This window comes from Yunchengibacter salinarum, assembly GCF_037658235.1.
Classification (GTDB): domain Bacteria; phylum Pseudomonadota; class Alphaproteobacteria; order Sphingomonadales; family Kordiimonadaceae; genus Yunchengibacter; species Yunchengibacter salinarum.
In genome coordinates this window covers 281,516-306,749 of record NZ_JBBJLN010000001.1, presented here as the reverse complement: position 1 = coordinate 306,749, position 25,234 = coordinate 281,516, and the positions used below count along the sequence as shown (strand labels likewise).

Sequence of the window (25,234 nt, the reverse complement as noted above, 5' to 3'; positions counted from 1 at the left end):
GTAGAACAGGGCGGGCGCGATTCCCGGTTCGGGGGCCGCGCCCGTTCGTTTTTTCCCAACCCACCGGACCCCCTGAGAGGCAGCGTCATGGCGGTTCTTTATCATCACTGGCTTTCCCCCGCGGCGCGCTTTATCCGCGTGCTGCTGTCGGAAAAGCAGGTGGCTTTCTCGCTCCGTCTGGAAAAGGAATGGGAGCGGCGGGAGGCCTTTCTGAAGCTCAATCCCGCGGGCGAGGTGCCCGTTCTGGTGCTGGACGACAACACACCGGTGAGCGGCACGCTGGCCATGGCCGAACTGATCGAGGAAATGTGGCCGGACCCGGCCCTGCTTCCTGAAGGGCGGATGGATCGCTATGAGGTGCGGCGCCTGATCGGCTGGTTTCACGCCAAGATGGGCAGCGAAGTCACCCGGCATCTGGTGCGCGAAAAGCTGTTCAAGCGCTTTCTGGGCATGGGAGAGCCGGATTCGGAAGCCGTGCGCTGTGCTGCCCACAATATTCATATCCATCTGAAATATATCGGCTATCTGGCATCCATGCGGCATTACCTGGCCGGGCGGCAATTCACCATGGCCGATGCCGCGGCGGCGGCCCATATCAGCGTGGCGGACTATTTCGGCGATATCGACTGGGCGGACTGGCCCGATGTGAAGGATTGGTATGGCCGGGTGAAATCCCGCCGTTCCGTCGCCGCCCTGCTGGAAGATCGCATCCCCGGCTTCAGCCCGCCGCCGGTGTACAGTAAAATCGATTTCTGATGGCCCGCCCCGATTCGCCCGATACTGAACCGACCCCGGCGCATATGCGCCGTGAAATCGACCGGGCGGCACGGGCGCAGGGGTTTGACGCGGTGGGCTTCGCCCGCCCGGATGACGTGGCCGGGGCCGGGGATGATCTGGCGCGCTTCGTGGCGCTGGGCCATCACGGCACCATGGGCTGGATGCAGGAACGCCTGCACCATCGGCGCCGCCCCGCCAATCTGTGGCCGGATGTGGGGTCCGTGGTGGCGGTGGGCCTGAATTACGGGCCGGATACGGACCCGCGCGCCCTGCTGGCCCATGGCGACCGGGGCGTGATCTCGGTATATGCCCGCGGCAAGGATTATCATGACGTGGTGAAAAAGCGCCTGAAAGCGCTGGCCCGCGCGATTCATCCCCTTGTGGGGCCGCTGAAGGTGTTTGTGGATACCGCCCCGGTGATGGAAAAGCCGCTGGCCGCCGCCGCCGGGCTGGGCTGGCAGGGCAAGCATACCAATCTGGTGTCCACCGAATTGGGAAGCTGGCTGTTTCTGGGCATCGTTTATCTGGAACGGGATGTGCTGGCGGACAGGCCGGAAGGTTCGGCGGGCGGGCCGGGGCATGAGGACCGCTGCGGCTCCTGCCGGGCCTGTCTGGATGTGTGCCCCACCGATGCCTTCACCGGCCCGTACCGGATCGATGCCCGGCGCTGCATCAGTTATCTGACCATAGAACACAGGGGCCCGATTCCTTTGGAATTTCGCGCCGCCATGGGGAACCGTATTTATGGCTGCGACGATTGCCTGGCGGTGTGCCCGTGGAACAAATTCGCGCGCCGGGCGGGGGAAGCGGCCTTTCACGCGCGGGCGGAACTGGCGGCGCCGAAGCTGGCGGATTTGGCGGATCTGGACGATGCGGCGTTTCGGCAGGTGTTTTCCGGCAGCCCGATCAAGCGAATCGGCAGAAACGCTTTTGTGCGCAATGTGTTGATTGCCATTGGCAATAGCGGTGACGAAGAATTTCTGCCCCGCGCACAGGCCCTGAGCGCGGACCCGGACCCGGTGGTGGCTGATGCGGCCCGGTGGGCCGTGGCCCGGTTGAAGGGCGACATGGCGCTTTATGAACCGATGGACGCGGTGGAATAAAGGCGCATGATCAGGCTGATGAGCGGCCTTGGGATAAGTGACTTTGGGATGAGCGGGTTTCGCGGGCGCGCCTGTGTCGGTGCCCCGGTCATGCTGATTCCCTTATGGGGGTGCCTCAGCGGTGGGTGAGCTGGGTGTTCAGTTCCAGATTGGCCGCGCCCAGAATGGGGCCGTGGCCGTACCCGTCCTGCAACAGAAGCGCCACCGCATTGGCATCGCCCACCTGGGCATGGGCGGGGTCCAGCGTCAGGGTGGTGGCGCTGCCGTCCCAGTCCCGCAGGGTTTCACTGTGGCGCACCACATTGGTGTAATGCAGGGTGCGGCCCTGATTCTCGCCGCTGACGATATCCACGCTGGCATTGCGTATATACCAGACCACCCGCACCGATACCGGGCTGGCAAGCTCCGTGGCGGGCAGCCTGACCTGCACCTGCTCCCCATCCCGATGCAGGGTGGGGGTGATGGCGGGCCGTTCCACCGCGCGGGCGCGGCTGATGGCCTGGCGGATTTCGTCTTTCTTGGAACCGACGCACTGAACCCGCCCGTCAAACACCATTTGCGGGGTATAGACCCCACCCCGGCCCAGGCGCTTGTTATAAGCCACCTGCCGCTGGGTGTGGTCGGGGCTGGCAAAGGTATCCTTCCAGCCCATGCGGTCCCAGTAATCCACGGGCCAGGACAGCGTAAGCACGCCGGGCTTGGAGCGCATGGCGCGTAGCGCGGCATCGGCGGGCGGACAGGAACTGCATCCCTGGGACGTGAACAGCTCCACCACCGTCAGGCGGGGTGTGTCTTCCGCCGCGCTGGCCGCGCCGGTCACTGCCATCGTACCAAGCAGGGCCATCAGCCCGGCCAGGGCCGTGCGGGCATGGAACAGCCCCGCGCGCCGCGTGGGGGCAGCACGATAAACAGGGCCTGTTTTCAGCCAGTTGGGAAAAATCCACGTTACCATGAGAAGGAGTATAGGTCAGCCATTGCCCCGCCGCCAATCACCACTGCGTGAAGCCGCTGTTTTACGGCCATTGGCCGCGCCCTGCAAGCCGTGTGTATCGGCGGTCATGGGCGATCGTGCCGCTTGAATGCCCGCAATGGCCCCGACCGCGCAGAAAAAAGGGCGGCCCCACGCAGGAGGCCGCCCCGGATTTTTCACTGTCCGCGCTTGCCCGGATCAGGCGGCGAGGCGGCGCAGCACATAGTGCAGAATGCCGCCATGCTTGTAGTAGGTTACCTCATTGGCCGTATCCAGTCGGCAGGTGGCGGTGATGTCTTTGGTGGTGCCATCCTTGTAGGTGATGGTCACGGCCACGTCCTGCTGCGGCTGGATATCGCCGTCAATGCCGGTGATGTCGAAGGTTTCCGTGCCGGTCAGGCCCAGCGTTTCGCGCGTGTCGCCTTCCTTGAAGCACAGCGGCAGCACGCCCATGCCGATCAGGTTGGAGCGGTGGATGCGCTCGAAGCTTTCCACCAGCACCGCCTTCACGCCGAGCAGCCGGGTGCCCTTGGCGGCCCAGTCCCGGCTGGAGCCGGTGCCGTATTCCTTGCCGCCCACCACGACCAGCGGAATGCCCTGATCCTGATATTTCATGGAGGCATCGTAAATGGAGGTCACTTCCCCATCGGGCTGATAGGTGGTCCAGCCGCCTTCGGTGCCGGGGGCCATCAGGTTCTTCAGCCGGATATTGGCGAAGGTGCCGCGCATCATCACTTCATGATTGCCCCGGCGCGAGCCGTAGGAGTTGAAGTCCTGCACGGCCACGCCCTTGTCCTGAAGATACTGGCCGGCCGGGCTGTCCGGCTTGATGGCGCCAGCGGGGGAGATGTGGTCGGTGGTGATGCTGTCCCCCAGCAGGGCCAGCATCCGGGCGCCCTTGATGTCGGTCACCGGTTCGGGCTCATGGCCCATGCCGTCGAAATAGGGGGGCCGCTTCACATAGGTGGAATTGTCGTCCCACGCATAGGTGGCCCCTTCGGGCACATCGATGGCGCGCCATTCGTCCGTGCCTTCGAACACGTTGGAATAGCGCTCGGTGAACATGTCCTTGTTCAGGCTCTTTTCGATCACGCTGCTGATTTCGGCGCTGGACGGCCACAGGTCCTTCAGGAAGACATCATTGCCGTCCCTGTCCTGGCCCAGCGGCTCGGTGGTGATGTCGATCTTCATCGACCCCGCCAGCGCATAGGCCACCACCAGCGGCGGCGAGGCCAGATAGTTGGCCTTGATATCTTGGCTGACCCGGCCCTCGAAGTTCCGGTTGCCGGACAGGACCGAGGCGCAGACCATGTCGTTTTCGTTGATGGTTTTGGAAATCGGGCCGTCCAGCGGGCCGGAATTGCCGATGCAGGTGGTGCAGCCATAGCCCACCAGGTTGAAGCCCAGCGCGTTCAGATCGTCGGTCAGGCCCGCCTTGTCCAGATAGTCGGTCACCACCTGGCTGCCGGGGGCGAGCGAGGTCTTGACCCAGGGCTTGCGGGTCATGCCCAGTTCGTTGGCCTTTTTGGCCACCAGCCCGGCGGCGATCAGCACATCCGGGTTGGATGTGTTGGTGCAGCTCGTAATGGCGGCAATGCACACATCGCCGTGGTTCAGCTTGTAGTCCGCGCCTTCCACCGCATAGCCCGCATCGTCGCCTTCCTTGCCGGCATCCTTGAGCACCTGGGTGAAGCTTTTCGCCGCCTTGTCCAGATCGACCCGGTCCTGCGGGCGCTTCGGCCCGGCCAGCGCCGGCTGTACGGTGGAAATGTCCAGTTCCAGCGAATCGGTGAACACCGGGTCCGGGCTGTTCGAATCCCGCCACATGCCCTGTTCCTTGGCATAGGCTTCCACCAGCGCGATCTGCTCTTCGTCCCGGCCAGTGAAGCGCATATAGCTCAGCGTGGCATCGGATACCGGGAAGAAGCCGCAGGTGGCGCCGTATTCGGGGGCCATATTGGCGATGGTGGCCTGATCGGCGATGGTCAGATCGTCCAGCCCCTCGCCGTAGAATTCCACGAACTTGCCCACAACGCCTTTGTTGCGCAGCAGCTCGGTGACGCGGAGCACCAGATCGGTGGCGGTGACGCCTTCTTTCAGGCGCCCGGTCAGCTTGAAGCCCACCACTTCCGGGATCAGCATGGATACGGGCTGGCCCAGCATGGCGGCTTCGGCCTCGATCCCGCCAACACCCCAGCCCAGCACCGCCAGGCCGTTGACCATGGTGGTATGGCTGTCCGTGCCGACGCAGGTGTCGGGATAGGCCACGGTGCGGCCATCCTCTTCCCTGGTCCAGACGGTGCGGGCCAGATATTCCAGGTTCACCTGGTGGCAGATGCCGGTGCCGGGCGGCACGGCGGAGAAATTGTCAAAGCTGTTCTGGCCCCATTTCAGGAAGGCATAGCGTTCCCCGTTGCGCTCCATCTCCAGCGCCACATTCTGCTTGAACGCGGTGGCGGTGCCGAACTTGTCCACCATGACCGAGTGGTCGATCACCAGATCGCAGGGGGCCAGCGGGTTGATCTTCTGGGCGTCGCCGCCCCAGTTGGCCATGGCATCCCGCATGGCGGCCAGATCCACCACCGCTGGAACGCCGGTAAAGTCCTGCATCAGCACACGCGCCGGCCGATAGGCGATTTCGTGATTGCTGGTGCGGTCTTTCTGCCAATCCACAATGGCGCGCACATCGTCTGCGGTTACGGTGTCGCCGTCTTCATGGCGCAGCATGTTTTCCAGCAATACTTTCAGCGTATAAGGTAGTCGGCTGGTATCCCCGACCGCCTCCGACGCGGCTTTCAGGCTGTAATAGTCATAGTCCCGGCCACTGACGGACAGGGTGCGTTTGGTCTGGAAGCTGTCTTTGGAAGAAGCCATCGGGGAATGCCCTCCTTGACTTGAAAGGGGTGGCCGACGGGGGCGCCGAAGTCTTGTGCGCCCTGTCGCACCGGTCTGAATTTCAGGCTGCTTATGGCGTATTGCGCCCGCGAATGCAAGCAAGGGCGCTGACACAGCTTTGACATGGTTGCGTGAGACCGTCTTTTCAACGCTCCGTTTCGGGGCGGGGGCAGGGCCGCATGAGGTGCCCCGCCGAAGACCTGACCGGGAGAGCCATCATGAGCGAATTGCCCCTGTATGACCGGGCCATTGTGGATGTAGTCGTCGCCTTCGCGCTGACCGGGGTGATTGTCGCGGCGCTTTTGTACAGCCGCCGTCGCAGCCGATCCTGAGGGCTGTCCGGCGCCAGCCCCTGACCTTCGGGCCGGGCGGAATGGTCAGCGGGGGTCGTCCGGCGCCCTGGCGATGATGCTCAGGGCATGTACCCGCTGCGCCAGCTCGTCTCTGACCGCGGCCATCACGGCACGCTGTCGGGCCACGCGGCTTTCCCCGGTGAAGGCGTCGGCCACGATGTGCACATCGAAATGCGTTTCGCCGCCGTCGCGGTAGCCCGCATGGCCCCGATGCTGCTCCGACACGTCGTCCACCGTCAGCTCGACCGGATCGAAGCGTTTTTTCAGTTTTTCCTCCATCCGGGCCTTCATGCGCGTCATGGATGCGTCTCCCTGCGATGTTCTTTTGGCGATCTTGGCGATAATCTTTCAAGTGGCCGGGGGTTGTCCCCGGTTTTCGGCCCTTGGCGGTGTTTTCTGGCGGCAATTGCCGTGCAGCCTATTGACCCGCCCCGGTCTCGCCCCAACAATCACGGCGACTGTGGGCCGCCCGGATGGCCCCGGCAAGGGTAAATTCCGCCCGCGGTACCGGATATGGATTCGCCGCGGGCCCGGACAAGAGGAACAGGCATGACCGCGGCTTTCGCCGAACATTCCCAGCAGCAGACGGACCTTCCCGACACGGACCTTCCCGTGCGCGAGACCTTTGGCATTGATGTGGACATGACCGTTCCGGCCTTCTCCCAGCCGAGCGACCATGTGCCGGAGCGGGACGACACCTATGTGTTCGACCCGGAGACCACGCTCGCCATTCTGGCCGGTTTCGCCCATAACCGGCGGGTGATGATACAGGGCTATCACGGCACCGGCAAATCCACCCATATCGAACAGGTGGCCGCCCGGCTGAACTGGCCCTGTGTGCGCGTCAATCTGGACAGCCATATCAGCCGCATCGATCTGGTGGGCAAGGACGCCATCGTGGTCCGGGACGGCAAGCAGGTGACCGAATTCCGCCCCGGCATCCTGCCCTGGGCGCTGCAAAACCCCTGCGCCATCGTGTTTGACGAATATGATGCGGGCCGGCCCGACGTGATGTTCGTGATCCAGCGCATTCTTGAGGTGGAGGGCAAGCTGACCCTGCTGGACCAGAATCAGGTTATCCATCCGCACCCGGCTTTTCGCCTGTTCGCCACCGCCAATACGGTGGGGCTCGGCGACACCACGGGGCTGTATCACGGCACCCAGCAGATCAATCAGGGCCAGATGGACCGCTGGAACATCGTTGCCACGCTGAATTATCTGGATCACGATGTGGAAACCGGCATCGTGCTGGCCAAGGAAACCGGCTTTGACACCCAGGAGGGGCGGGAGCAGATTTCGGCCATGGTGCGTGTGGCGGACCTGACCCGCACAGGCTTTGTTCAGGGGGATATTTCCACGGTGATGAGCCCGCGCACCGTGCTGAGCTGGGCGGAAAACACCCGTATTCTGGGCGATGTGGGCTTTGCCTTCCGGCTGACCTTCCTGAACAAGTGCGACGAGGCGGAACGCGGCATCGTGGCGGAATATTATCAGCGGTGTTTCGGCAGGGATCTGCCGGAAAGTGCCGGGTCCGCGCTGATCGCCGGTCGGTGACGCAGCAGCGATGACCGGGACCGGGCCAAAAGCGGATCGCACGCGATTGAGAGAGGCGCTGGAACGCGCCGTCTCCGCCACCACCCGCGCGGTGGCGGAAGACGGGTCGCTTGCCGTGCGGTTCACCAGTGACCGGCCCGGCCTGTCGATGGATGAAGCGCGCCTGCCCCATCCACCCGGCCAGATGGACGAAGGGGCGCTGGCGGAACTGCGCGGGCTGGCGGATTCGCTGGCGCTGGAGCGCCGGTTTCACGACAAGGGCCTGCACCGCAAGCTGGCGCCGGAAGGGCCGCAATCCCGTGCCGTGTTCAATGCCCTGGAACAGGCCCGTGTGGAGGCCATCGGCGCCCGCCGCATGAAGGGGATGCGTGGCAATCTGGACCGGCTGGCGGACAAGCGCGCGCGGGAAGGCAATCTGGCCGGCGCCGTGGATGCCGGGTCCGACGAGCAGTTGGCCGAGGTGCTGGGCCTGATGGCGCGGGAAAAGCTCACCGGCGCCGCTCCGCCCGCTGTGGCGGAAGCCGCCCTTGCCGAACGCCGCCAGTCGCTTGAGGAAACGGTGGGGCGTTTTCTCGACCAGTTGGGCGACACCTTGACGGACCAGCGCGCCAGCGCGGTGGTGCTGCGCTCCCTGATCGCGGAACTCTTCGGCTCTGACAGTGGGGAAGAGCGGCCAGATGATGCGCCGGACCCGGACGAGAACGGCGACGAGGGCGACGCGGGCGGTGACCCGGATGAGGGCGGCGACGAAGGGGGACAGGCCGAATCGGGAGATACCGGCGATTCGTCCGAGGAAGGCGAGAGCGACACGGACGATGATGAGGGCATGGAAGCGGCGCTGGAATCCGACGATACGGAGGCCGAGGCCGGGGAGGGCGTGCGTGAGGGGGAAACTCCGTGGCGGCCCAATCGTCCGCTGGATCAGCTTGAAAGCCAGAGTCGCTACACGGTGTTCACCGATCGGTTCGACGAGTTCATCCGGGCCGAGGATCTGTGCGAGGGCGAGGAGCTGGACCGCTTGCGCCGGTATCTGGACCAGCAGATGTCCCACCTGACCAATGCGGTGTCGCGTCTGGCGAACCGGCTGCAACGCCGCCTTCTGGCCCAGCAGCAGCGCCACTGGCAATTCGATCTGGAAGAAGGGCTGCTGGATGCGGGCCGTCTGGCGCGGGTCATCACCTCGCCGGGTCAGCCGCTCAGCTACAAGCAGGAAAGCGATACCCGCTTCAAGGACACGGTGGTCACGCTGCTGCTGGACAATTCCGGCTCCATGCGCGGGCGGCCCATTTCCATTGCCGCCATTTCCGCCGATATCCTGGCCCGCACGCTGGAACGCTGCGGCGTAAAGGTGGAGATACTGGGCTTCACCACCCGCGCGTGGAAAGGCGGCCAGAGCCGTGAAACCTGGCTGGAGGCGGGGCGCCCGCGCAAGCCGGGCCGACTGAACGATCTCAGGCACATCATCTACAAGACCGCCGACACCCCCTGGCGCCGGGCGCGGCGCAATCTGGGCCTGATGATGCGCGAAGGGCTGCTGAAGGAGAATATCGACGGGGAAGCCCTTTTGTGGGCGCATCAAAGGCTGATTCACCGGCCTGAGGAGCGCCGCATCATGATGGTGATTTCGGACGGCGCGCCGGTGGATGACAGCACCCTGTCGGTGAACAGCGGCACCTATCTGGAAACCCATTTGCGGGAGGTGATCACCTGGATCGAGCGCCGCTCCCCGGTGGAATTGCTGGCCATTGGCATTGGTCATGATGTAACCCGCTATTATCAGAAGGCCGTGACCCTGCTGGACGCGGAGCAACTGGGCGGCGCCATGACCGACCAATTGGCCGCCCTGTTCGAGGAAGAGCTGCCCACCCCCGCCGGGGTGCGCCGCTGAACCCGCCGGAGGAAAGATGATTGTTTTCACCCGCCTGAACGCCGCCATTGCGGTCATGCTTCTATTGGTCGGCCCGGTTTATGCCGCGGGGATGTCGCGGCAGGATTCATCGGCGCCCGCTGAGGGCCGGGCCATGGACCCGGTGGCCATCAATCTTCAGGCGGAGCCCGTTCCGTTCGCCGAAGATGCAAAGACTGTTGATGCGGAAACTGGCCGCACCGGCGCGCTGGTCTATGAACGCGGTTGGGCCTTGACCAGCGACCACGAGGATTTCGGCGGCTGGTCCGATGTGCGGATCAGCGGCGGGCGCCTGACCGCCGTGGGTGATTCGGGAAGCTGGCTGACCGCCGCCTTCCATCCGACCCGGCAGCAGCCGTTCAGCGATGTGCGGCTGATACCCGCCGCGCCCGCGGATGCGCCGAACAGGAAACGCCGCTTCGATATGGAAAGCCTGGTCCGGGTGCCGCTTGGCTGGCTTGTGGGGGTGGAGCAGGACCATACCATCCGTTTCGTGGCCGCCCCCGGTGGCTGGCGCTGGCCCGCCCCGGCTGGCCAGGCGATCGACTGGACCGGTATCGCGCCCAATGGCGGCGCCGAGGCCATGACCATGCTGTCCGGCGGGCGCCTGCTGGTATTCAGTGAACGGGGGCGGGATGTATCCGGTGCCCTGAAGGCATGGCTGGTGCAGCGGGATCGCCCGGCTGATCCGCCCCGCGCCGCCACGCTGGGTTTCGAGCCGCCGCAGAACTATGTGCCCACCTCAGCCGCCACCCTGCCGGATGGGGATGTTCTGGTGCTGCTGCGGCATTTCTCCCCGGTGGATGGTGTATCCGCCAAGCTGCTTCGGCTGGCGGGGGACAGCATCAAGGCGGGGGCACGGCTCAAGGGCCGCGTGCTTGCCACCCTGGCGCCGCCCATGTCGGTGGATAATATGGAGGGACTGGCCCTGTTGCCGCCCCTTGAAAAGGGCGGGCCGCTGCGCGTGGCGCTGTTGTCCGACGACAATTTCAACGCCTTCCAGCGTACCCTGCTGCTGATCTATCGGCTGGATGAAGGCGGTGCGACCGGGGGCGATCAGGGCGACTGAGCGCCGTCGGTGCCCACTTGGGGCGAGCCGTGCCCGTGGCCGGACACGGAAAAAGCCGCCGGGGCCCCGACGGCTCATTTCCTGATCGATTGCAGACCGATATGGTTCCCATTGTGGGGAACGGCGCCGCTCAGGCGGCTGCTGTGGCCTTTTTGATCTCTTTTTTCAGCTTGACCGCCTTGGGGCTCAGATCGGAGTCGCGTGCGGCCAGCAGGAAATTGTCCAGCCCGGCCTTGTGCTCGACGGAGCGCAGGGCGTGGGTGGAAATCCGAAAGGTGACGGAGCGCTTCAGCACATCCGACATCAGGGTCGCCTTGGTCAGGTTCGGCAGGAACCGGCGGCGGGTCTTGTTGTGGGCGTGGGAGACATTGTTGCCCGTCATCACACGCTTTCCGGTCAATTCGCATACACGCGACATGATCGTTATCCTTCTTTTTCTGCACGCCCCGTATCGGGCGCGGAATCTTTATGATCAGCTTGGGCGCCCGCCATACAAGCAGGCGGACGCAGGCGGGTGCCTATCCCATAGGCGCGCCGCGGTCAAGAAAAAGGGCCAGGAAAGGCCGGAAAGGGGCATGATCCGGCCTGTTTTACTGCCGATCCGTGCCCCGTTTGTCGGCGCGATCAGTCCACCAGCCAGTTGATCTTGGCCATGAAGGTGAAGTGGGACTGGGCGAATCCGCCGGGCAGACCGGGCAGGCTGGTGCCATTGATCTTGGCCTGCATCCGGTTCAGTGCCTGGTCCAGAACCGCGCTGCCGGGTTTTTCGGCGATGGCCACATGGACCACCTTGCCGCCCTTTTCCATGGTGATCTGCAAGGCGCCGCTGCCCTGTTCCCCGTTCATCATGGCCGAGCGGGGATAGAAATAGGCATCTTCCAGCTTGCCATTCACCGAAGTTTCCCAGGCCGACAGGTCCACCCCCGGCGACCCCACCGGGGTCAGCGGGCCGATTCGCTCCGCTCCAAGGCTGGCGGTGGCGCTCAGTATGGCGATCAATGTGGCGGTCACAGCACCGGAAAGCAGTCGCAGCATGGGGTAAAATCCTCTCCTGATTTTGCTGCACCGCACAGTGAATATACAGGGTTAATTATGAATTCTGGCCTCACAATTGAGTGATCCGGGAGCGCCCCTCAACCAAAGCCCGATGGCCGCGCGCCCTTCAGCCCGGTGGCCCGCTCCACCGCCAGGCTGGCCCGAAGAAGCGCGTTTTCCCCCATCACGCCGCCCCACAGGGTCAGGGTGTGGGGCAATCTCTTCTCTGGTTGCTTGCCGTCTTCCTGTGCCTCGCCCTGACCGGTCAACGCATTGAGGGGCCGCGATTCGAAACCCACCGGCAGGGTCAGGCTGGGGGTGCCGACAAAATTGGATATGACCAGCAGATTGGCGGCAAAATTGGGGGAGATGAGCACATCCACCCCGCTCATCACCTGCGCCATGCCGGTCATCAGGCGGCGCCGCATCCGATCGAGCTGCATCAGTTCCACCGCCTTGTGGAAATGGGCCAGCCGGAAGCTGTTGGGCCAGGCCCGCTTTTCCTGCCAGCGCAACAAATCGTCCTGATCGCTGAGGGTCAGGTCTTCAAAGGCGGCGGCGGCTTCCACTTCCAGTATGGTGAACAGGGTCTCCACCGGCAGGTCCGGCAATGTCACCTGGTGCAGGCTGATGGCCGGGTTGTTTTCCAGCGCGGCGAGGGCCGCCCGGTCGCTGTCGGTGGCATCCTTGAACCAGTCGGGATGGAAGCCCACCCGCAGCGGCGCATCGCTCGTGCCGTCATAGCCGAAGGGGTGGTCCAGACTGCCGGGGTCGCCCGCGTCCATGCCATTGAGCGCGGCCAGCACCAGCGCCGTGTCCTCGACCGCGCGGGTGATGGGGCCGATCTTGTCCAGTGACCAGCACAGCGCCATGGTGCCGGTGCGCGGCACCCGTCCGAAGCTGGGCTTCAGGCCCACCGCGCCGCAGCGGGTTGTGGGCGAAACGATGGAGCCCATGGTTTCCGTGCCGATGCCAAAGGCCACAAGGCCCGCCGCCGTGGCCGCCGCCGATCCGGCGGAAGAGCCGCTGGAGCCTTCCTCCGGTGCCCAGGGGTTGCGGGTCAGCCCGTCATGCCACAGATCGCCATAAGCCAGCGCGCCCAGCGTGGTCTTGCCCAGCATCACTGCGCCCGCGGCGTCCAGCCGCTTCACGATGGCGGCGTCTTCATCGGGCACTCGGTCCCGATAGGGTGTGGCGCCCCAGCTTGTGCCGATACCGGCGGTATCCGCCAGATCCTTCAGGCCGTAAGGAATACCGTGCAGCGGCCCCCGGTCCCGGCCCGCGGCCAGTTCCCGGTCCCGCTCAGTGGCGGTTTCGAGCGCGCGTTCGCGGGTCAGCCGGGCGAAGCATTGCAGCTTGCCCGCCAGCCGGTCGATCCGGTCCAGATAAAGCCGGGTCAGGTCCACGCTGGTCAGCACGCCGCTGTGAATCCAGTGGCTCAGGGCATGAACCGGGGCAAAGGCGATGTCCGCCGGATCATCCGGCAGGGGGCCGGGCGTGGCGGCAAGGCGCACGCCGTCCGGCTGGTCGGGCAGGGCGTGGCCGCGCAGGCGGGGATCGAAAACCCGCGCCGGGGCGGCGTCATTGTCCGGCTGATAGGCGGCCCGGCGGGCGCGGATGCCTTCCACCATGTCATCAAGCTGATCGATCATCTGGGCGCGTTCGCTGGTGGTATAGTCCATGCCCGCCAGGCGCTCCGCAAAGGGCAGGCATTCCCGCGCGCCATCGAGCGGTGCATCTTCGGCGGTGGCCCGGCCAGCCAGGGCACCGCCCCCGGCAAGCGCCGCGCCGGCGCCCAGTGCCTTCAGGGTGTCACGTCGTGACAGACGGGGAGACAGGCGGGAGGAAGAAGACATGGGCGGCCTTTCTGCCGGACGGCGCCGGGTCTTAAGGGTTGAACTTTGAAGCGACAGCCTAGACTTTAGGAAAAGCGATCGCGTTTGCAAAGCATCGCCGCGGAATGGTGTGTTCATATCACCGGTTCGTGGCCGTGCCTTTATTGTATGTCACCTCTCATGCCCCAAAGGGCTGTTTCCTTCATGCGCCATTCCCAGATTATCAAGGCGGTGCTTGGCCCCACCAATACGGGCAAGACCCATTATGCCGTGGAACGGATGCTGGCCTATGCCAGCGGTATGATGGGCTTTCCGCTGCGGCTTCTGGCGCGGGAGGTCTATGACCGCGTGGTGGCGGTCAAGGGCACCCATCAGGTGGCGCTGATCACGGGGGAGGAACGCATCCTGCCCGAAGGCGCGCGCTATTTCCTGTGCACGGCGGAAGCCATGCCCCGGCACCGGGCGGTGGATTTCGTGGCGCTTGACGAGGTGCAGATGGCCGCCGATCCGCAGCGCGGCCATGTGTTCACCGATCATCTGCTCAACGCCCGTGGCCGGTTCGAAACGCTGCTGCTGGGCGCCGAAACCATGCGGCCCCTGATCCAGCGGCTGATCCCGGAAGCCGAGATCGTGGTGCGGCCGCGCTTCAGCACGCTCAGCCATGTGCGGCCCGTGAAGCTGTCGCGGCTGCCCCGGCGCAGCGCGGTTGTGGGCTTTTCCGCGGCGGATGTGTACGGCATGGCCGAGCTGCTGCGCCGCCAGAAGGGCGGGGCGGCGATCGTCATGGGCGCGCTCAGCCCGCGTACGCGCAACGCCCAGGTGGCCATGTATCAGTCCGGCGAAGTGGATCATCTGGTGGCCACCGACGCCATCGGCATGGGGCTGAACATGGACATTTCCCATGTGGCTTTTGGCAGTCTGGACAAGTTCGATGGCCGCACCTATCGCGGGCTTCGCGCGGCGGAGGCGGCCCAGGTGGCGGGCCGGGCCGGGCGCTACAAGCGGGATGGCACCTTTTCCACGCTCACCGGCGATGAGGGCATGGACCCGATGATGGTGTCCCAGATCGAAGAGCACCGCTTCGAGCCGGTGAAAAAACTGGTCTGGCGCAACAGCCGTCTCGATTTCCGGTCCATCGGCGGACTGGTGCGGTCGTTGGAGCGGAAGGCCGTGATGGAGGGCGTGCACCGCCAGCGGGACGCGCTGGACCTTCAGGTGCTCAAGGCGTTTCACGGTGACGAGGCGGTGGCAGAGCGCGCTTCGGACCCGGCGGCGGTGCAGTTGTTGTGGCAGGTGTGCCAGGTGCCGGATTTCCGCAAGATTTCCATGGGCGATCATCTGTCCAAGCTGCGCACCATCTTTCTGGCCCTGACCGGAGATGCGGGGGTAATCGGCCATGACTGGTTCGCCGGTCAGGTGAAGCGTCTTGACAACTGCGAGGGCGAGATAGATACCCTTGCCACTCGTATTGCCAGTATACGCCTGTGGACCTATGTGGCGCAGCGTGAAGGCTGGCTTCAGGACGCGGCCCATTGGGCCCATGTGACGCGGGGTGTTGAGGACAAGCTGTCCGATGCCCTGCACGAGAAGTTGACCCAGCGTTTCGTGGACCGGCGCAGTGCGGTTCTGATGCGCTCGCTCAGGCAAAGGGGCGAACTGGCCGTGAGTATTGACGACGAGACCGGCAAGGTCAGCGTGGAGGGCCTGGATATGGGCACGCTCCACGGATTTTCCCTCAAAGGCGACGCGCTCAGCGTGCGGGATGACGCCAGGACCCTGAAAGGCGCCGCCGAAAAGGGCCTGAGGGCGGAGCTGACCCGACGCGCCAAGCTGTTTGCCAATATCGGGATTCACAAGAGCACGCTGGATTTCTCCAACGGGCTGGCGGCCCCCCGCCTGGTGTGGGACGGTGCCCCGGTGGCGGTGATCACCCAGTCTGGCGCCCCGTTCGCACCCCGCGCCCGCCTGGTGCAGGGCAGCCTGCTGGAGGGTGAGGAAGCCGAATTCGTGCGCCAGACCTGCCAGACATGGCTTGACCAGCGGGTCGAGGAAAAGCTGGAGCCGCTGCTGAAGCTCTCCCGCGAGCTGAACGGGGAGGTGGACCCGCCGGAAAACACCCCGCCGCTCAGCGGGCTGGTGCGCGGCGTGGCCTATCGGCTGCTGGAAGCCTATGGCGTGATGCCGCGGGAACTGGTGGCATCCGATCTGCGCCAGCTTGATCAGGATGCCCGCAAAAGCCTGCGCCGCTTCGGCGTGCGCATCGGGGCCACCACGGTTTACATGCCTTTTGTGCTCAAGCCCCATGCCACCGAGCTTCGGCTGATGCTGTGGGCGATGGAAGGCAAGCGGGACGATCTGCCCGATCTGCCCACCCCCGGCATGGTCTGGGTGGATGTGGATGAAAGCGCGCCGCGTGAATTTTATGAAATGGCGGGCTTCCGGGTAACCGGGAAAAAGGCCGTGCGCGTGGACATGCTGGAGCGGCTGGCCGACGCGGTGCGGCCCCTGGGCGCCAAGGGCGCGCGCTTCGAAGTAACCCCGGAAATCATGGGGCTTGTGGGGCTGTCCGGTGCCGAGTTCGCCGAGGTGATGGCGGCGCTGGGCTATAAGCACAGTGTTTATCAGATCACCCGCGGCGAGGAGCGGCGCCAGGCGGCGCTGGCGGAGCAGCAGGCCGCCCGAAAGGCACCGGATCAGGCCGAACAGGCGGCGGATGCCGGGCAGCAGGCCGCCGCGACGGATGCGGCCCCGGCGCCAGCCCCAAAAACCGAAAAGCCGGAAAAGCAAGAGTCGGAAACGCCAGCTTCCGCCGCGTCCGGCCCGGAGGATGTACAGCCCCAAGGCCCGGAAACGGGCGCCGCCGAGTCGGGGCCGGATGCAGCCTCGGCCCCGCCCGTTGAGGAGGCGCCAGCACCGGGCGCTGCCCCGGATGGTGCGCCGGAGCCCGTGATCACGCCTCAGGAAGGTGATGATGCCCTTGTGGATCGCTATCAGTTTCAGTGGGCGCCCAAGGGCCGCCGTGCAGGCAAGCCGGGCGCGCGCGGCGATGGCCAGGGCAAGGGTAGCCAGAACAGGGAAGGCCAGAACAGGGGCGGCCCTGGAAAGGGCGCCCAGGGCCAGGACAATGACGGTAAGGGCGACGGGGGCAAAGGGCCCCGGCGCAAGGGCGGAAAGCCGTCCGGCAAGGGCCGTAAACCGGCTGGAAAACCCGTTGCGGACAAGCCGGTGGACCCGGATTCACCCTTTGCCGCACTGGCCGGGTTGAAGGAACAGCTCAAGAAGAAATAGGCCCTGTGCCACTGCGCGCCAATCGGGCGCGGCGGATGGGCGGGGCAAGGGATTCCGTGCCATGGATGCCCCAGAGGCTGAGACCATCCGCATCGATAAATGGTTGTGGCACGCCCGCTTCTTCAAGACCCGGACATTGGCGGCCAGCGTGGTGAAGGGGCGCCGGGTGCGGCTGAACGGGGTGGTGGTGGCCAAGCCCGCCCGCACCGTGCAGCAGGGGGATGTGCTTACCTTCGTCAAGGCGGATCGGGTTCGCGTGGTGCGCATCACCGGCCCCGGCACGCGGCGCGGCCCGGCCAGCGAGGCGGCGACGTTGTATGACGATTTGTCGCCCCCTGAGGAAACGCCGGATCGGGGCCGGGCGGCTGCCGATGGGGTGCGGGCGCCCGGCGCGGGGCGGCCTACCAAGCAGGATCGGCGTGCGCTCGCCGCCTGGAAGCATTCGGGCGATGGCGGCCTGTGAGTGCATCTGTCTGGCGCGCCCGCCGCGCGGGTTTGTCGGATTAGGCCGACTGTGGGCGGGGTTTAATCGAAATTGGTTGTTTGCACAGGCGGTTTTGGGCATAAAGCCGCCACGGCCCGCCCGGCACGCGGGGCCGGTGCGTTTTGTCCAGGGCACTAGGAGAGACCCATGACCTATGTGGTGACGGAAGCCTGCATCAACTGCAAATTCATGGACTGCGTGGAAGTATGCCCGGTGGACTGCTTCTATGAAGGCGAAAACATGCTGGTGATCGCACCGGACGAATGCATTGATTGCGGCGTCTGTGAACCGGAATGCCCCGCCGAGGCCATTTTGCCCGATACCGAGGACGGGTTGGAAAAATGGCTTGAGGTGAATACGGAATATGCGGCCAAATGGCCCAATATCACCGCCAAGGGCGAACCCCCCGCCGATGCCGAGGAGTGGAACGGCAAAGAAGGCAAGGAATCCCTCTTTTCGCCCAATCCCGGTACCGGAAACTGACCAAAATCCTGCGCGATTCGTATGAGTTTCGCGGGATGCGCGGATTCGCACTATAAAAATTGAGTCAATTATGTTACACACTGTCATGGAACGCAGTGTTGGATCGTGTCGGGTGACTCAATCCATCCATCAGACAGGAAAGGTCGGCACCGGGCGAGTGGGCAACATTCTCCCTTTGTGGACCCTTCCGTGTTTTGTGTCTGTGGGCGCAGGGCAGGCATAGTGGGCGTTGGCCGCCTTAAAGCGCAGTGCGCCGACCGGGCGGCCCGCCGTGTAGGCCGATTGATCGGGCGGTTGATATAAAAGGACAAGAAATCGTTATGGCATCCAAGAAAGTGACTCCCTTCAAGATTGGTGACTATATCGTTTATCCCAAACATGGCGTTGGTCGGATCACGGAACTGGAAAAACAGGATATAGCGGGCGCCGCGCTGGAGCTTTACGTGATTCGGTTCGAAAAGGAACGGATGACCCTTCGGGTGCCGATCAACAAGGCGGAAAGCAGCGGAATGCGCCGTCTGTCGTCCGAAGCCACGCTGAACGAAGCCTTCACCACGCTGAAGGGCAAGGCCAGGGTCAAGCGGACCATGTGGTCCCGGCGGGCCCAGGAATATGAAGCCAAGATCAATTCCGGGGATCTTGTGTCCATTGCCGAAGTGGTGCGCGATCTTTATCGCGGCGATGATCAGCCGGAACAGAGCTATAGCGAGCGTCAGATCTATGAAGCCGCGCTGGGCCGTCTTGCGCGGGAACTGGCTGCCGTGGAAAAGATTGACGAAGATGCCGCCATGATGCGGCTGGAAAAAGAATTGGCCGCGTGACTTTGCGGCCTTGCCGTCAGGCGCATCAAGGCGTGAGTGGTGCGGCTGGCGGGGCTTCCTCCTGACGAAGCAAAAGAGCGCAGCGTTCGACCGGTCTTGAGAAACGGACGTTGCTGAGATCGACCCCCGCGGGCGGTGTCCGTGGGGGTCTTTTTTTGCCCGATCGGGATGTGAGCCCCGCCTTCCCGCCGTGCGTACCCCGTCGTTTCCATTTTCCCGTATCCGGGTCGCGCTGGTGCGCTGGTCCTGCCCGCCCGCCCTGTCCGCTCTGGCGGGGCGTGTACCGTCGCGGCAGAAATGTGCGGCATCAGGGAGAAGCTCAGGGGAAAGCCCTGTCAATCGGCTGCCCCGATCACTGTGTTCGACTAATTCATACTGTTTTGGTCACCTTTTCCCTGTTCAAACCGGATCAAATCCGTCATATTTAAGGAGATCAGAAACAGAAGCGACACCGTGCGCTGTGACCGCTGATCCGCTCGCCCATGGGGGGCGTATTCAGAGGGCACACAGCAGACGGAACGGGAGAGCCGACATGTCATACAGCAACTGGGTTTCCGGGGACGACAGGCGCCTTATTCGCGATGCGATGAAAACGCCCATGCTCAGCCGCGAGGAAGAGCATGATCTGGCGCAGCGGTGGCGTGCCGAGGGGGACGAAAAGGCCCTGCACAAACTCACATCAGCCTATATCCGGCTGGTGGTGGCGGCCACATCCCGGTTTCGCCATTATGGCCTGCCCGTGGCAGACCTGATTCAGGAAGGCACAGTGGGATTGATGGAAGCGGCCTACCGCTTCGAACCGGCCCGCGAAGTGCGCTTTTCCACCTATGCAAGCTGGTGGATTCGCGCCGCCATTCAGGATTTCGTTCTGCGGAACTGGTCCATTGTGCGCACCGGCACCACCGCCGCGCACAAGGCGCTGTTCTTTAATCTGAAGCGGTTGAAATCCAAACTGGGCCTGAATTCCGACAAGCCGCTCGGCCTTGAGGGGCGCACCAGAATCGCGCAGGAAATGGGTGTGCGCCTGTCGGATGTGGAGGCCATGGAAGGCCGCCTTTCCGGTGTGGATCGATCGCTCAACGCCCCCGTGGCCGAGGAATCCGATCAGGAATGGCAGGAATTGCTGGTATCCGATGCGCCGCTGCCGGAAGACGTGGTGGTCAAGCAGCGGGACGGCGCCCGCCAGATTGAGCTGATTCGCCAGGCCATGTCCGTCCTGACGGAGCGGGAAAGCTTCATCATTCAGGAGCGGCGCCTGTCCGAAGACCCTGTGACGCTGGCCTCCCTGGGCGACCGGCTCGGTATTTCCAAGGAACGGGTCCGTCAACTGGAAGCGCAGGCGCTTGGCAAGATGAAGAAGGCGCTTATCAAGCATGTGGGCGACCCGATCAAGGCGGGGCTGGCCCCCGCTGCCTGACCGGCGCTTCCAGGCGCCTGTCAGCGGGTTTTTAATGTGGTGTGAATCGTCGCTCCAAGGCGGGGCGGCGATTTTTTTGTGGCCTGTCGATCCGTTTGACCATGCCGGAAATGCCACAACCGTGAGGCGGATTGCCACACGATTAACCTGAAAAACAGCGCAACCCAGCAATTTTTTCGAAACCGAAACTTTTTATTAAGTTTTGGGGATCACGGTGAATCACGAAAGCGTGATTATCCGTGAGTCCGAAAGGTGATGGGCAGGCAGGTGTGGGCCGCCCGGCTTAAAGAAGCAACGAACCGGGCTTCGCGGTGTCTCAGGGTTGATTGTCGGGGCGGGCTATCAAGGACGCTTTTCCAGGGTAAGGCCGGCCAGTCTCACAGGGGAGGATCCCATGTTTCCAACCACGGTCCGTTCAACAGGGGTGTCGAAGCGCACCGCGCGATGGCTGGCCACAGCCATGACACTGGCGGCCCTTGCCGTGCTGCCGCCCTTTGTGGGCCCGGCTGCCGCCGTTACCGCCAAGGATATACAGGTGGCGGCGCGCTCTGTGGCCTTTTTGTCCAACCCCCCCACCGGCACGGTGGAGGTCGCGGTGGTCTTTGACCCCGGCAATGCGGACTCCAAGGCGGATGCCGACTCGATCAAGGGTCTGATCACTCAGTTTCCCAAGGCGGGTGGGGCAACGTTGGCCCCGGTTCTGGTGCCATCCGATCAGCTTGGCCAGCTTTCCGGCAAGGGTGTGGTGTTCATGGCGTCCGGCGTGGGCAATGCCGGGGCAGTCTTCAGTGCCGCGGCGTCCGACGGGGTGCCCACCTTGTCCATTGGCGAGGCCTGCGTGCGCGCCGGTCATTGCGTGGTGGGCGTGGTCACAAGCCCCAAAGTTCAGATTCTGGTGAACAAATCCGCGGCGGAAGCGGCTTCGGTCAGCTTCAAGTCCGCCTTTTTGATGATGATTCAGGAAGTGTAAGGCTCCCATGAAAAGAAAACCCATTCAGGCAACCCCGATTCCTCACCGCCGCACAGCGCGGCGCAGTGCAGGCCGTTTGCTGGCCGCCGGTGCCAGCGTGCTGACCCTGACGGGTGCTACGTTCGCCCAGTCCATGGATTACAGCTCTTTGGAAATGCTGTTCGGGGAACCGGTGACCACCTCCGCCACCGGCAAGCCGCAGCGGGCCTCGGAAGTGCCGGTGCCCATGGAAATCATCACCGCCGAGGAAATCGAGCGCACCGGCGCCACCAATATCCCCGATGCCATCCGCCATTCCATGGGCATGGAAGTGCTGAGCTTTTCCAGCGAAGGGCGCGATGTGGGCGTGCGGGGGTTCAATTCCCCGTACAATCCGCGGCTTCTGGTGCTGGTCAACGGGCGCCAGGTTTATTCCGACCATTTCGGCATGACCTTTTGGAACACCATTCCCGTTCAAATGGCGGAAATCCGACAGATTGAGATCGTGCGCGGGCCGAACACGGCGCTTTTCGGCTTCAATGCCGCCACCGGCGTGATCAATATTCTGACCTATGATCCGCAATACACGCAGGTCAACGAGGTGCGGGTGACCTATGGCACGCAGGATACCAAGGAACTTTCCGCCGTGGTGTCCACGCCGCTTGGTGACAAGGGCGGGCTGACCCTGTCCGGCAGCACGCTGGATGCGGATGCCTTCAACGTGAAGGGTCCGAATCTTGTACCGGATGTGAACCCGGAGACCCACATGCTGTCCGGTCGCATGTCCTATGCGGTGGGCCGGAACACGGAAATCGGCGCGGAACTGTCCTGGTCCGAAACCGAGCGGGCGGCCTTTGTGCCGGTCTTCCTTGGCGCGTCGCCGGAAGTGGAAACCTTCTCCGCCAAGACCACGCTGGCCCATGAAGGGGATCTGGGGCTGGTCAAGGGCACGGTTTATTATAACCGCCTGTCCCATGACACCGTGGTCAATGGCGTGGGTCCGCTGTTTTATGACAATGAGATTCTGGTGGCCCAGCTTGAGGACGTGTTCAAGGTGGGCACCGACCACAGCTTCCGCGTGTTCGGCGAATTCCGGGACAATACCTTCAAGGGTGATTTCGGCCTCAGCCCGTTCGATGAGCGGGTGAACACCAGCTTCAATGCCTATGCCCTGTCCGGCATGTGGGACTGGTCGATGAACGATGCCCTGACGCTCACCACCAGCCTGCGGTATGACATTGTGGACCTGAGCCGCAGCGGGCCGCTGGTGCCCGGCAGCGGGCGCACCAACGATCTGTGGGATCAGACGCTTGAGGAGATCACCTATAATGCGGGCCTGACCTGGGCGGTGAATCCGCTGACACGGGTGACCCTGTCCGCCGCTCGCGGCTCCAAGCTGCCCAGCCTGATCGAATTCGGCGCCGCGGCCATCGGCCAGGGGCCGCTGCCCGGTACGCGCTTCTTCTTCTGGGGGTCGCCGGAGATCGGGCCCGATGCCATCGAAAGCTACAATCTGGCCTATAATCGGTCCATTCCCTCCATTGGCGGGTCTGCCGAGATCAATGTGTTCTATGCCGAACTGAAAGGTACGGTGACGCTGGCCAACTTCCTGCCCGACGTGGTCGCCCCGCCCAATTTCGCATCCTTCTCCCGCGATGTGGGTTCCAGCGAGGAAGTGGGCATCGAGGCCAAGCTGGAAGGCGAACAGGACGGTGTGCGCTGGGAAGTGAACTATGCCTTTCTGGACGTGAATGACGATTTCGACGTGTTCGACCCCACCGGTACCGTGCGTGTGCGCGGGGCGGAATTCGAACAGGGCACGCCGAAGCACCGGATCAATGCGCATCTGGGCGCCGATCTGACCGAGGGGCTGACCGCCGACCTCTATGCCCAGTGGACCGACAGCCGCCGCCTGCAACAGTTGCTTCCCGGCTTTCAAGGGCTGGAACTGACGGATATCAACGATCAGTTCATGCTTTCCGGCCGGGTGCGGTACGCCGTCATGGATGGCGTGGACCTGACCCTGTCGGGCGTGGGGTTCAACCGTACGGATTTCCGGCCCACCCAGTCTGAACGGGTGGATCGCCAGGTGTTCCTGACCCTCGCCGTGAGCTGGTAACAACCGGGCCGCCCGACCCGCTTATGGGTCGGGCGCGCCGGATCGGAAAAATCACAGTCCTGTGTCAATTTTGTTAGTGTTTTCAGTAGTCCGTTGTTTTGGTTAATGTTTTTCAATAATTTACGGCGTGTTCCGAAATCGCGTTTACCAAGTTTTATTCATTCAAATTTTAACTCAATTTCTGTAAACAAGCGGTGGGTGCAACAATCGTTCAAATCTTCTGAGGGTGGGGTATATGTCAATCCAAGCTGTTATGCGTATCCGGGACTGGCCCATGGTCATCAAGATCGGGGTCGCCCCCCTGTTCGCGCTGATGATCCTGGTGCTTCTGGCCTGGATCGGAATCAGCGGGCTGTCCACGTCGGGCCAGCAGGTCTCGACCCTGGTGGATGAAGATATTCCCCTGATCAGGCTTGTGGGCACCACTACGGAAAAATTGCAGGGGGTGGACGCCACCGTCTACCGCGCGCTGACCAGCGCGGCCAGCGGCGACAGCAGCATGGTGGCCGACCGGTTCGAAAGCGCCAAGGCCGACATGGCGGACATCAGCGAGGCCCTGGACCAGTTGAAGCAGCGTGAAAGTGCCTCCGCCTTCCGCGATGATCTGACCCAGGCCATTGCCGATCTGGAAAAATACAGCGGCGCGCTGGATGTGATGATGTCCATGCTGGAGATCGACTTCGCCACCGCCGTTTCCATGCTGGACCCGGTGAAGCAGTTGTCCGCCGATCTGGGGCAGGTGCTTCAGGAAATTCGCGCCGAGCAGATCCGCCTGGCGGAACAGAACGGCGCCCATGTGAAGGATGTTACCGAAAGCGCGCGCGCCAGCTTCATCAGCCTGACCGTGATCGGCCTGCTGCTTACCGTCGCCGTGACCGTTTTCATCGGCTGGTCCACGGTGCGCTCCATCCAGTCCATCGCGTCCTCCACCGCCCGGCTGGCCAAGGGCGATACGGATGTGGATATCGACACGCTCCGTCGCGGCGATGAACTGGGCGCCATCGTTCATGCGCTCGCCCGGTTCCGCGATTACATCACCCGCTCCGCCGAATTGCAGGAGGAGCAGGAGACCATGCGCCAGAAACAGATGGAGGAAGAGAAAGCCCGTCTGGAGCGTGAAAAGGCCCGCGAGGAAGAAGAGCGCCAGCGCGAGGGCGACCGCCAGAAACAGTTGGCGGCGGAACGTCAGGATGCCATGCAGCGTCTGGCTGAGGATTTCGACAGCACCTTCACCGGTGCACTGAAAGCGGTGTTCGACAGTGCCGATCAGGTGCAGAGCTATGCCGAACAGATGGGTCAGCGCGCCAGCGAAAACGAGCGCCACACCGGGGAGGTGCTGGAGGGCACCCGCGCCGTCAACGGGCATATCCAGTCCGCCGCCGGGGCCACGGAAGAGCTGGAAAGCTCCATCAACGAGATCGCCCGTCAGGCGGAGGACAGCAGCGAGACCGTGCGCGCCGCCGTGGATCAGAGCCGCCAGACCGAAACCAGCGTGGACCAGTTGAACGAGTCCGCGGGCGAGGTGGAAAAGATCGTCACCCTGATCAGCGACATCGCCGAACAGACCAACCTTCTGGCGCTGAATGCCACCATCGAGGCCGCCCGCGCCGGGGAGGCCGGGAAAGGCTTTGCCGTGGTGGCCAGCGAGGTGAAGAACCTGGCCAGCCAGACCGGCAAGGCGACGGAGGAAATCGCCGCCAAGGTGGGCGAGATCCAATCCGGCACCAAGGGCGTGGTACAGGCCATTCACCGCACCGGGGACATGATCGGCAAGATCGACGAAACCACAGCATCCATTTCCGCGTCCGTGCAGCAGCAACTGGCGGCAACCCAAGAGATCGCCCGGACGGTGAGCGATGCTTCGCGCGATACCAACAGCTTCGCCGAGCAGACGGACATCCTGTCCGACATCGCCCGCAAGAATGGCGAGGCGGCGCAGACCCTGCTGGGGATTGTGGAGGACCTGCGGCACAACTTCAGCAATCTGCAGGATAATGCCAACAGTTTCGTTGACGAAATCAGAAAGGATGGCGGGGGCGCCTGACCGGCGTTCCCTTCCTCATACGCCTGGGTGTCACGGAAAAACACACACACAATCACAACCGCGTGATGTCCAGATTTCTTAACACCTTCCTAAACATATTCCCGTTATGGCTTTCCGGCGGACAACGGGGTC

Annotated in this window: 19 protein-coding genes; 13 read left to right on the top strand and 6 right to left on the bottom strand. The window is 63.7% G+C overall.

Going from position 1 to position 25,234, the window contains the following annotated elements:
* Positions 1 to 87: 87 nt before the first annotated feature.
* Positions 88 to 756, top strand: coding sequence for a glutathione S-transferase family protein (locus tag WGH93_RS01445; protein ID WP_374763062.1), 669 nt, complete (start codon positions 88 to 90; stop codon positions 754 to 756).
* Entirely contained in the window at positions 756 to 1,880 is a 1,125-nt protein-coding gene (gene queG / locus WGH93_RS01440; RefSeq protein ID WP_374763061.1) for a tRNA epoxyqueuosine(34) reductase QueG, read from the top strand. Before WGH93_RS01445 ends, queG begins: the two co-directional genes overlap by 1 nt.
* A 115-nt stretch (positions 1,881 to 1,995) precedes the next feature.
* Here the strand turns inward: queG and WGH93_RS01435 are convergent, their stop codons facing one another.
* The 3 genes from WGH93_RS01435 to WGH93_RS01425 form a co-directional block, all read right to left on the bottom strand.
* A complete protein-coding gene (locus WGH93_RS01435) occupies positions 1,996 to 2,832 on the bottom strand; it encodes a DUF1223 domain-containing protein (protein WP_374763060.1) in 837 nt (278 codons plus the stop codon).
* A gap of 216 nt (positions 2,833 to 3,048) precedes the next feature.
* Positions 3,049 to 5,724: an aconitate hydratase AcnA gene (gene acnA, locus WGH93_RS01430; protein WP_374763059.1), complete on the bottom strand. Its 2,676-nt coding sequence runs from the start codon at positions 5,722 to 5,724 to the stop codon at positions 3,049 to 3,051.
* A gap of 398 nt (positions 5,725 to 6,122) precedes the next feature.
* Positions 6,123 to 6,398, bottom strand: a complete 276-nt coding sequence (locus tag WGH93_RS01425) for a BolA family protein (protein ID WP_374763058.1) — start codon at positions 6,396 to 6,398, stop codon at positions 6,123 to 6,125.
* A gap of 249 nt (positions 6,399 to 6,647) precedes the next feature.
* On the opposite strand from WGH93_RS01425, the gene cobS reads away from it, so the two are divergent.
* From cobS to WGH93_RS01410, 3 genes are read left to right on the top strand one after another with little or no spacing between them, the layout of a single operon-like run.
* A complete protein-coding gene (cobS, locus tag WGH93_RS01420) occupies positions 6,648 to 7,652 on the top strand; it encodes a cobaltochelatase subunit CobS (RefSeq protein WP_374763057.1) in 1,005 nt (334 codons plus the stop codon).
* Between the two features lie 10 nt (positions 7,653 to 7,662).
* A complete protein-coding gene (cobT, locus tag WGH93_RS01415) occupies positions 7,663 to 9,540 on the top strand; it encodes a cobaltochelatase subunit CobT (protein ID WP_374763056.1) in 1,878 nt (625 codons plus the stop codon).
* 16 nt (positions 9,541 to 9,556) lie between these two features.
* The gene (locus WGH93_RS01410) at positions 9,557 to 10,627 is read left to right on the top strand and encodes an esterase-like activity of phytase family protein (protein ID WP_374763055.1); all 1,071 of its coding nucleotides are present in this window, start codon (positions 9,557 to 9,559) and stop codon (positions 10,625 to 10,627) included.
* A gap of 130 nt (positions 10,628 to 10,757) precedes the next feature.
* On the opposite strand, the gene rpmB is transcribed toward WGH93_RS01410, so the two are convergent.
* From rpmB to WGH93_RS01395, 3 genes are all read right to left on the bottom strand, one after another.
* Positions 10,758 to 11,045 (bottom strand): 50S ribosomal protein L28, encoded by a 288-nt coding sequence (gene rpmB / locus WGH93_RS01405; RefSeq protein WP_374763054.1) that lies wholly within the window; start codon positions 11,043 to 11,045, stop codon positions 10,758 to 10,760.
* Between the two features lie 206 nt (positions 11,046 to 11,251).
* Positions 11,252 to 11,662: an energy transducer TonB gene (locus WGH93_RS01400; RefSeq protein WP_374763053.1), complete on the bottom strand. Its 411-nt coding sequence runs from the start codon at positions 11,660 to 11,662 to the stop codon at positions 11,252 to 11,254.
* Between the two features lie 98 nt (positions 11,663 to 11,760).
* Complete coding sequence (locus WGH93_RS01395) at positions 11,761 to 13,518, bottom strand: amidase (RefSeq protein ID WP_374763052.1); 1,758 nt, start codon at positions 13,516 to 13,518, stop codon at positions 11,761 to 11,763.
* Between the two features lie 183 nt (positions 13,519 to 13,701).
* On the opposite strand from WGH93_RS01395, the gene WGH93_RS01390 reads away from it, so the two are divergent.
* The 8 genes from WGH93_RS01390 to WGH93_RS01355 all read left to right on the top strand — a co-directional run bounded on the left by WGH93_RS01390 (position 13,702) and on the right by WGH93_RS01355 (position 25,102).
* Positions 13,702 to 16,785 (top strand): helicase-related protein, encoded by a 3,084-nt coding sequence (locus tag WGH93_RS01390; protein ID WP_374763051.1) that lies wholly within the window; start codon positions 13,702 to 13,704, stop codon positions 16,783 to 16,785.
* A 61-nt stretch (positions 16,786 to 16,846) separates the two neighbouring features.
* Entirely contained in the window at positions 16,847 to 17,248 is a 402-nt protein-coding gene (locus tag WGH93_RS01385) for an Hsp15 family ribosome-associated heat shock protein (RefSeq protein WP_374763050.1), read from the top strand.
* Between the two features lie 168 nt (positions 17,249 to 17,416).
* Positions 17,417 to 17,752 carry a ferredoxin FdxA gene (gene fdxA / locus WGH93_RS01380; protein ID WP_374763049.1) on the top strand — a complete coding sequence of 112 codons (336 nt, stop codon included), beginning with the start codon at positions 17,417 to 17,419 and terminating at the stop codon, positions 17,750 to 17,752.
* 320 nt (positions 17,753 to 18,072) lie between these two features.
* Positions 18,073 to 18,573: a CarD family transcriptional regulator gene (locus WGH93_RS01375; RefSeq protein WP_374763048.1), complete on the top strand. Its 501-nt coding sequence runs from the start codon at positions 18,073 to 18,075 to the stop codon at positions 18,571 to 18,573.
* 532 nt (positions 18,574 to 19,105) lie between these two features.
* On the top strand, positions 19,106 to 19,990 hold the full coding sequence (locus tag WGH93_RS01370) for an RNA polymerase factor sigma-32 (RefSeq protein WP_374763047.1): 885 nt from the start codon (positions 19,106 to 19,108) through the stop codon (positions 19,988 to 19,990).
* A 394-nt stretch (positions 19,991 to 20,384) separates the two neighbouring features.
* Positions 20,385 to 20,960, top strand: coding sequence for a hypothetical protein (locus tag WGH93_RS01365; protein ID WP_374763046.1), 576 nt, complete (start codon positions 20,385 to 20,387; stop codon positions 20,958 to 20,960).
* A gap of 7 nt (positions 20,961 to 20,967) precedes the next feature.
* The gene (locus WGH93_RS01360) at positions 20,968 to 23,058 is read left to right on the top strand and encodes a TonB-dependent receptor plug domain-containing protein (RefSeq protein ID WP_374763045.1); all 2,091 of its coding nucleotides are present in this window, start codon (positions 20,968 to 20,970) and stop codon (positions 23,056 to 23,058) included.
* A 235-nt stretch (positions 23,059 to 23,293) separates the two neighbouring features.
* Entirely contained in the window at positions 23,294 to 25,102 is a 1,809-nt protein-coding gene (locus WGH93_RS01355) for a methyl-accepting chemotaxis protein (RefSeq protein ID WP_374763044.1), read from the top strand.
* Positions 25,103 to 25,234 lie beyond the last annotated feature (132 nt).

What these genes read in the sequence shown, in the direction of transcription:
- WGH93_RS01445 (WP_374763062.1), top strand. Translation starts at nt 88, where the DNA reads ATGGCGGTTCTTTATCATCACTGGCTTTCCCCCGCGGCGCGCTTTATC.
- queG (WP_374763061.1), top strand. Translation starts at nt 756, where the DNA reads ATGGCCCGCCCCGATTCGCCCGATACTGAACCGACCCCGGCGCATATG.
- WGH93_RS01435 (WP_374763060.1), bottom strand. Translation starts at nt 2,832, where the DNA reads ATGGTAACGTGGATTTTTCCCAACTGGCTGAAAACAGGCCCTGTTTAT.
- acnA (WP_374763059.1), bottom strand. Translation starts at nt 5,724, where the DNA reads ATGGCTTCTTCCAAAGACAGCTTCCAGACCAAACGCACCCTGTCCGTC.
- WGH93_RS01425 (WP_374763058.1), bottom strand. Translation starts at nt 6,398, where the DNA reads ATGACGCGCATGAAGGCCCGGATGGAGGAAAAACTGAAAAAACGCTTC.
- cobS (WP_374763057.1), top strand. Translation starts at nt 6,648, where the DNA reads ATGACCGCGGCTTTCGCCGAACATTCCCAGCAGCAGACGGACCTTCCC.
- cobT (WP_374763056.1), top strand. Translation starts at nt 7,663, where the DNA reads ATGACCGGGACCGGGCCAAAAGCGGATCGCACGCGATTGAGAGAGGCG.
- WGH93_RS01410 (WP_374763055.1), top strand. Translation starts at nt 9,557, where the DNA reads ATGATTGTTTTCACCCGCCTGAACGCCGCCATTGCGGTCATGCTTCTA.
- rpmB (WP_374763054.1), bottom strand. Translation starts at nt 11,045, where the DNA reads ATGTCGCGTGTATGCGAATTGACCGGAAAGCGTGTGATGACGGGCAAC.
- WGH93_RS01400 (WP_374763053.1), bottom strand. Translation starts at nt 11,662, where the DNA reads ATGCTGCGACTGCTTTCCGGTGCTGTGACCGCCACATTGATCGCCATA.
- WGH93_RS01395 (WP_374763052.1), bottom strand. Translation starts at nt 13,518, where the DNA reads ATGTCTTCTTCCTCCCGCCTGTCTCCCCGTCTGTCACGACGTGACACC.
- WGH93_RS01390 (WP_374763051.1), top strand. Translation starts at nt 13,702, where the DNA reads ATGCGCCATTCCCAGATTATCAAGGCGGTGCTTGGCCCCACCAATACG.
- WGH93_RS01385 (WP_374763050.1), top strand. Translation starts at nt 16,847, where the DNA reads ATGGATGCCCCAGAGGCTGAGACCATCCGCATCGATAAATGGTTGTGG.
- fdxA (WP_374763049.1), top strand. Translation starts at nt 17,417, where the DNA reads ATGACCTATGTGGTGACGGAAGCCTGCATCAACTGCAAATTCATGGAC.
- WGH93_RS01375 (WP_374763048.1), top strand. Translation starts at nt 18,073, where the DNA reads ATGGCATCCAAGAAAGTGACTCCCTTCAAGATTGGTGACTATATCGTT.
- WGH93_RS01370 (WP_374763047.1), top strand. Translation starts at nt 19,106, where the DNA reads ATGTCATACAGCAACTGGGTTTCCGGGGACGACAGGCGCCTTATTCGC.
- WGH93_RS01365 (WP_374763046.1), top strand. Translation starts at nt 20,385, where the DNA reads ATGTTTCCAACCACGGTCCGTTCAACAGGGGTGTCGAAGCGCACCGCG.
- WGH93_RS01360 (WP_374763045.1), top strand. Translation starts at nt 20,968, where the DNA reads ATGAAAAGAAAACCCATTCAGGCAACCCCGATTCCTCACCGCCGCACA.
- WGH93_RS01355 (WP_374763044.1), top strand. Translation starts at nt 23,294, where the DNA reads ATGTCAATCCAAGCTGTTATGCGTATCCGGGACTGGCCCATGGTCATC.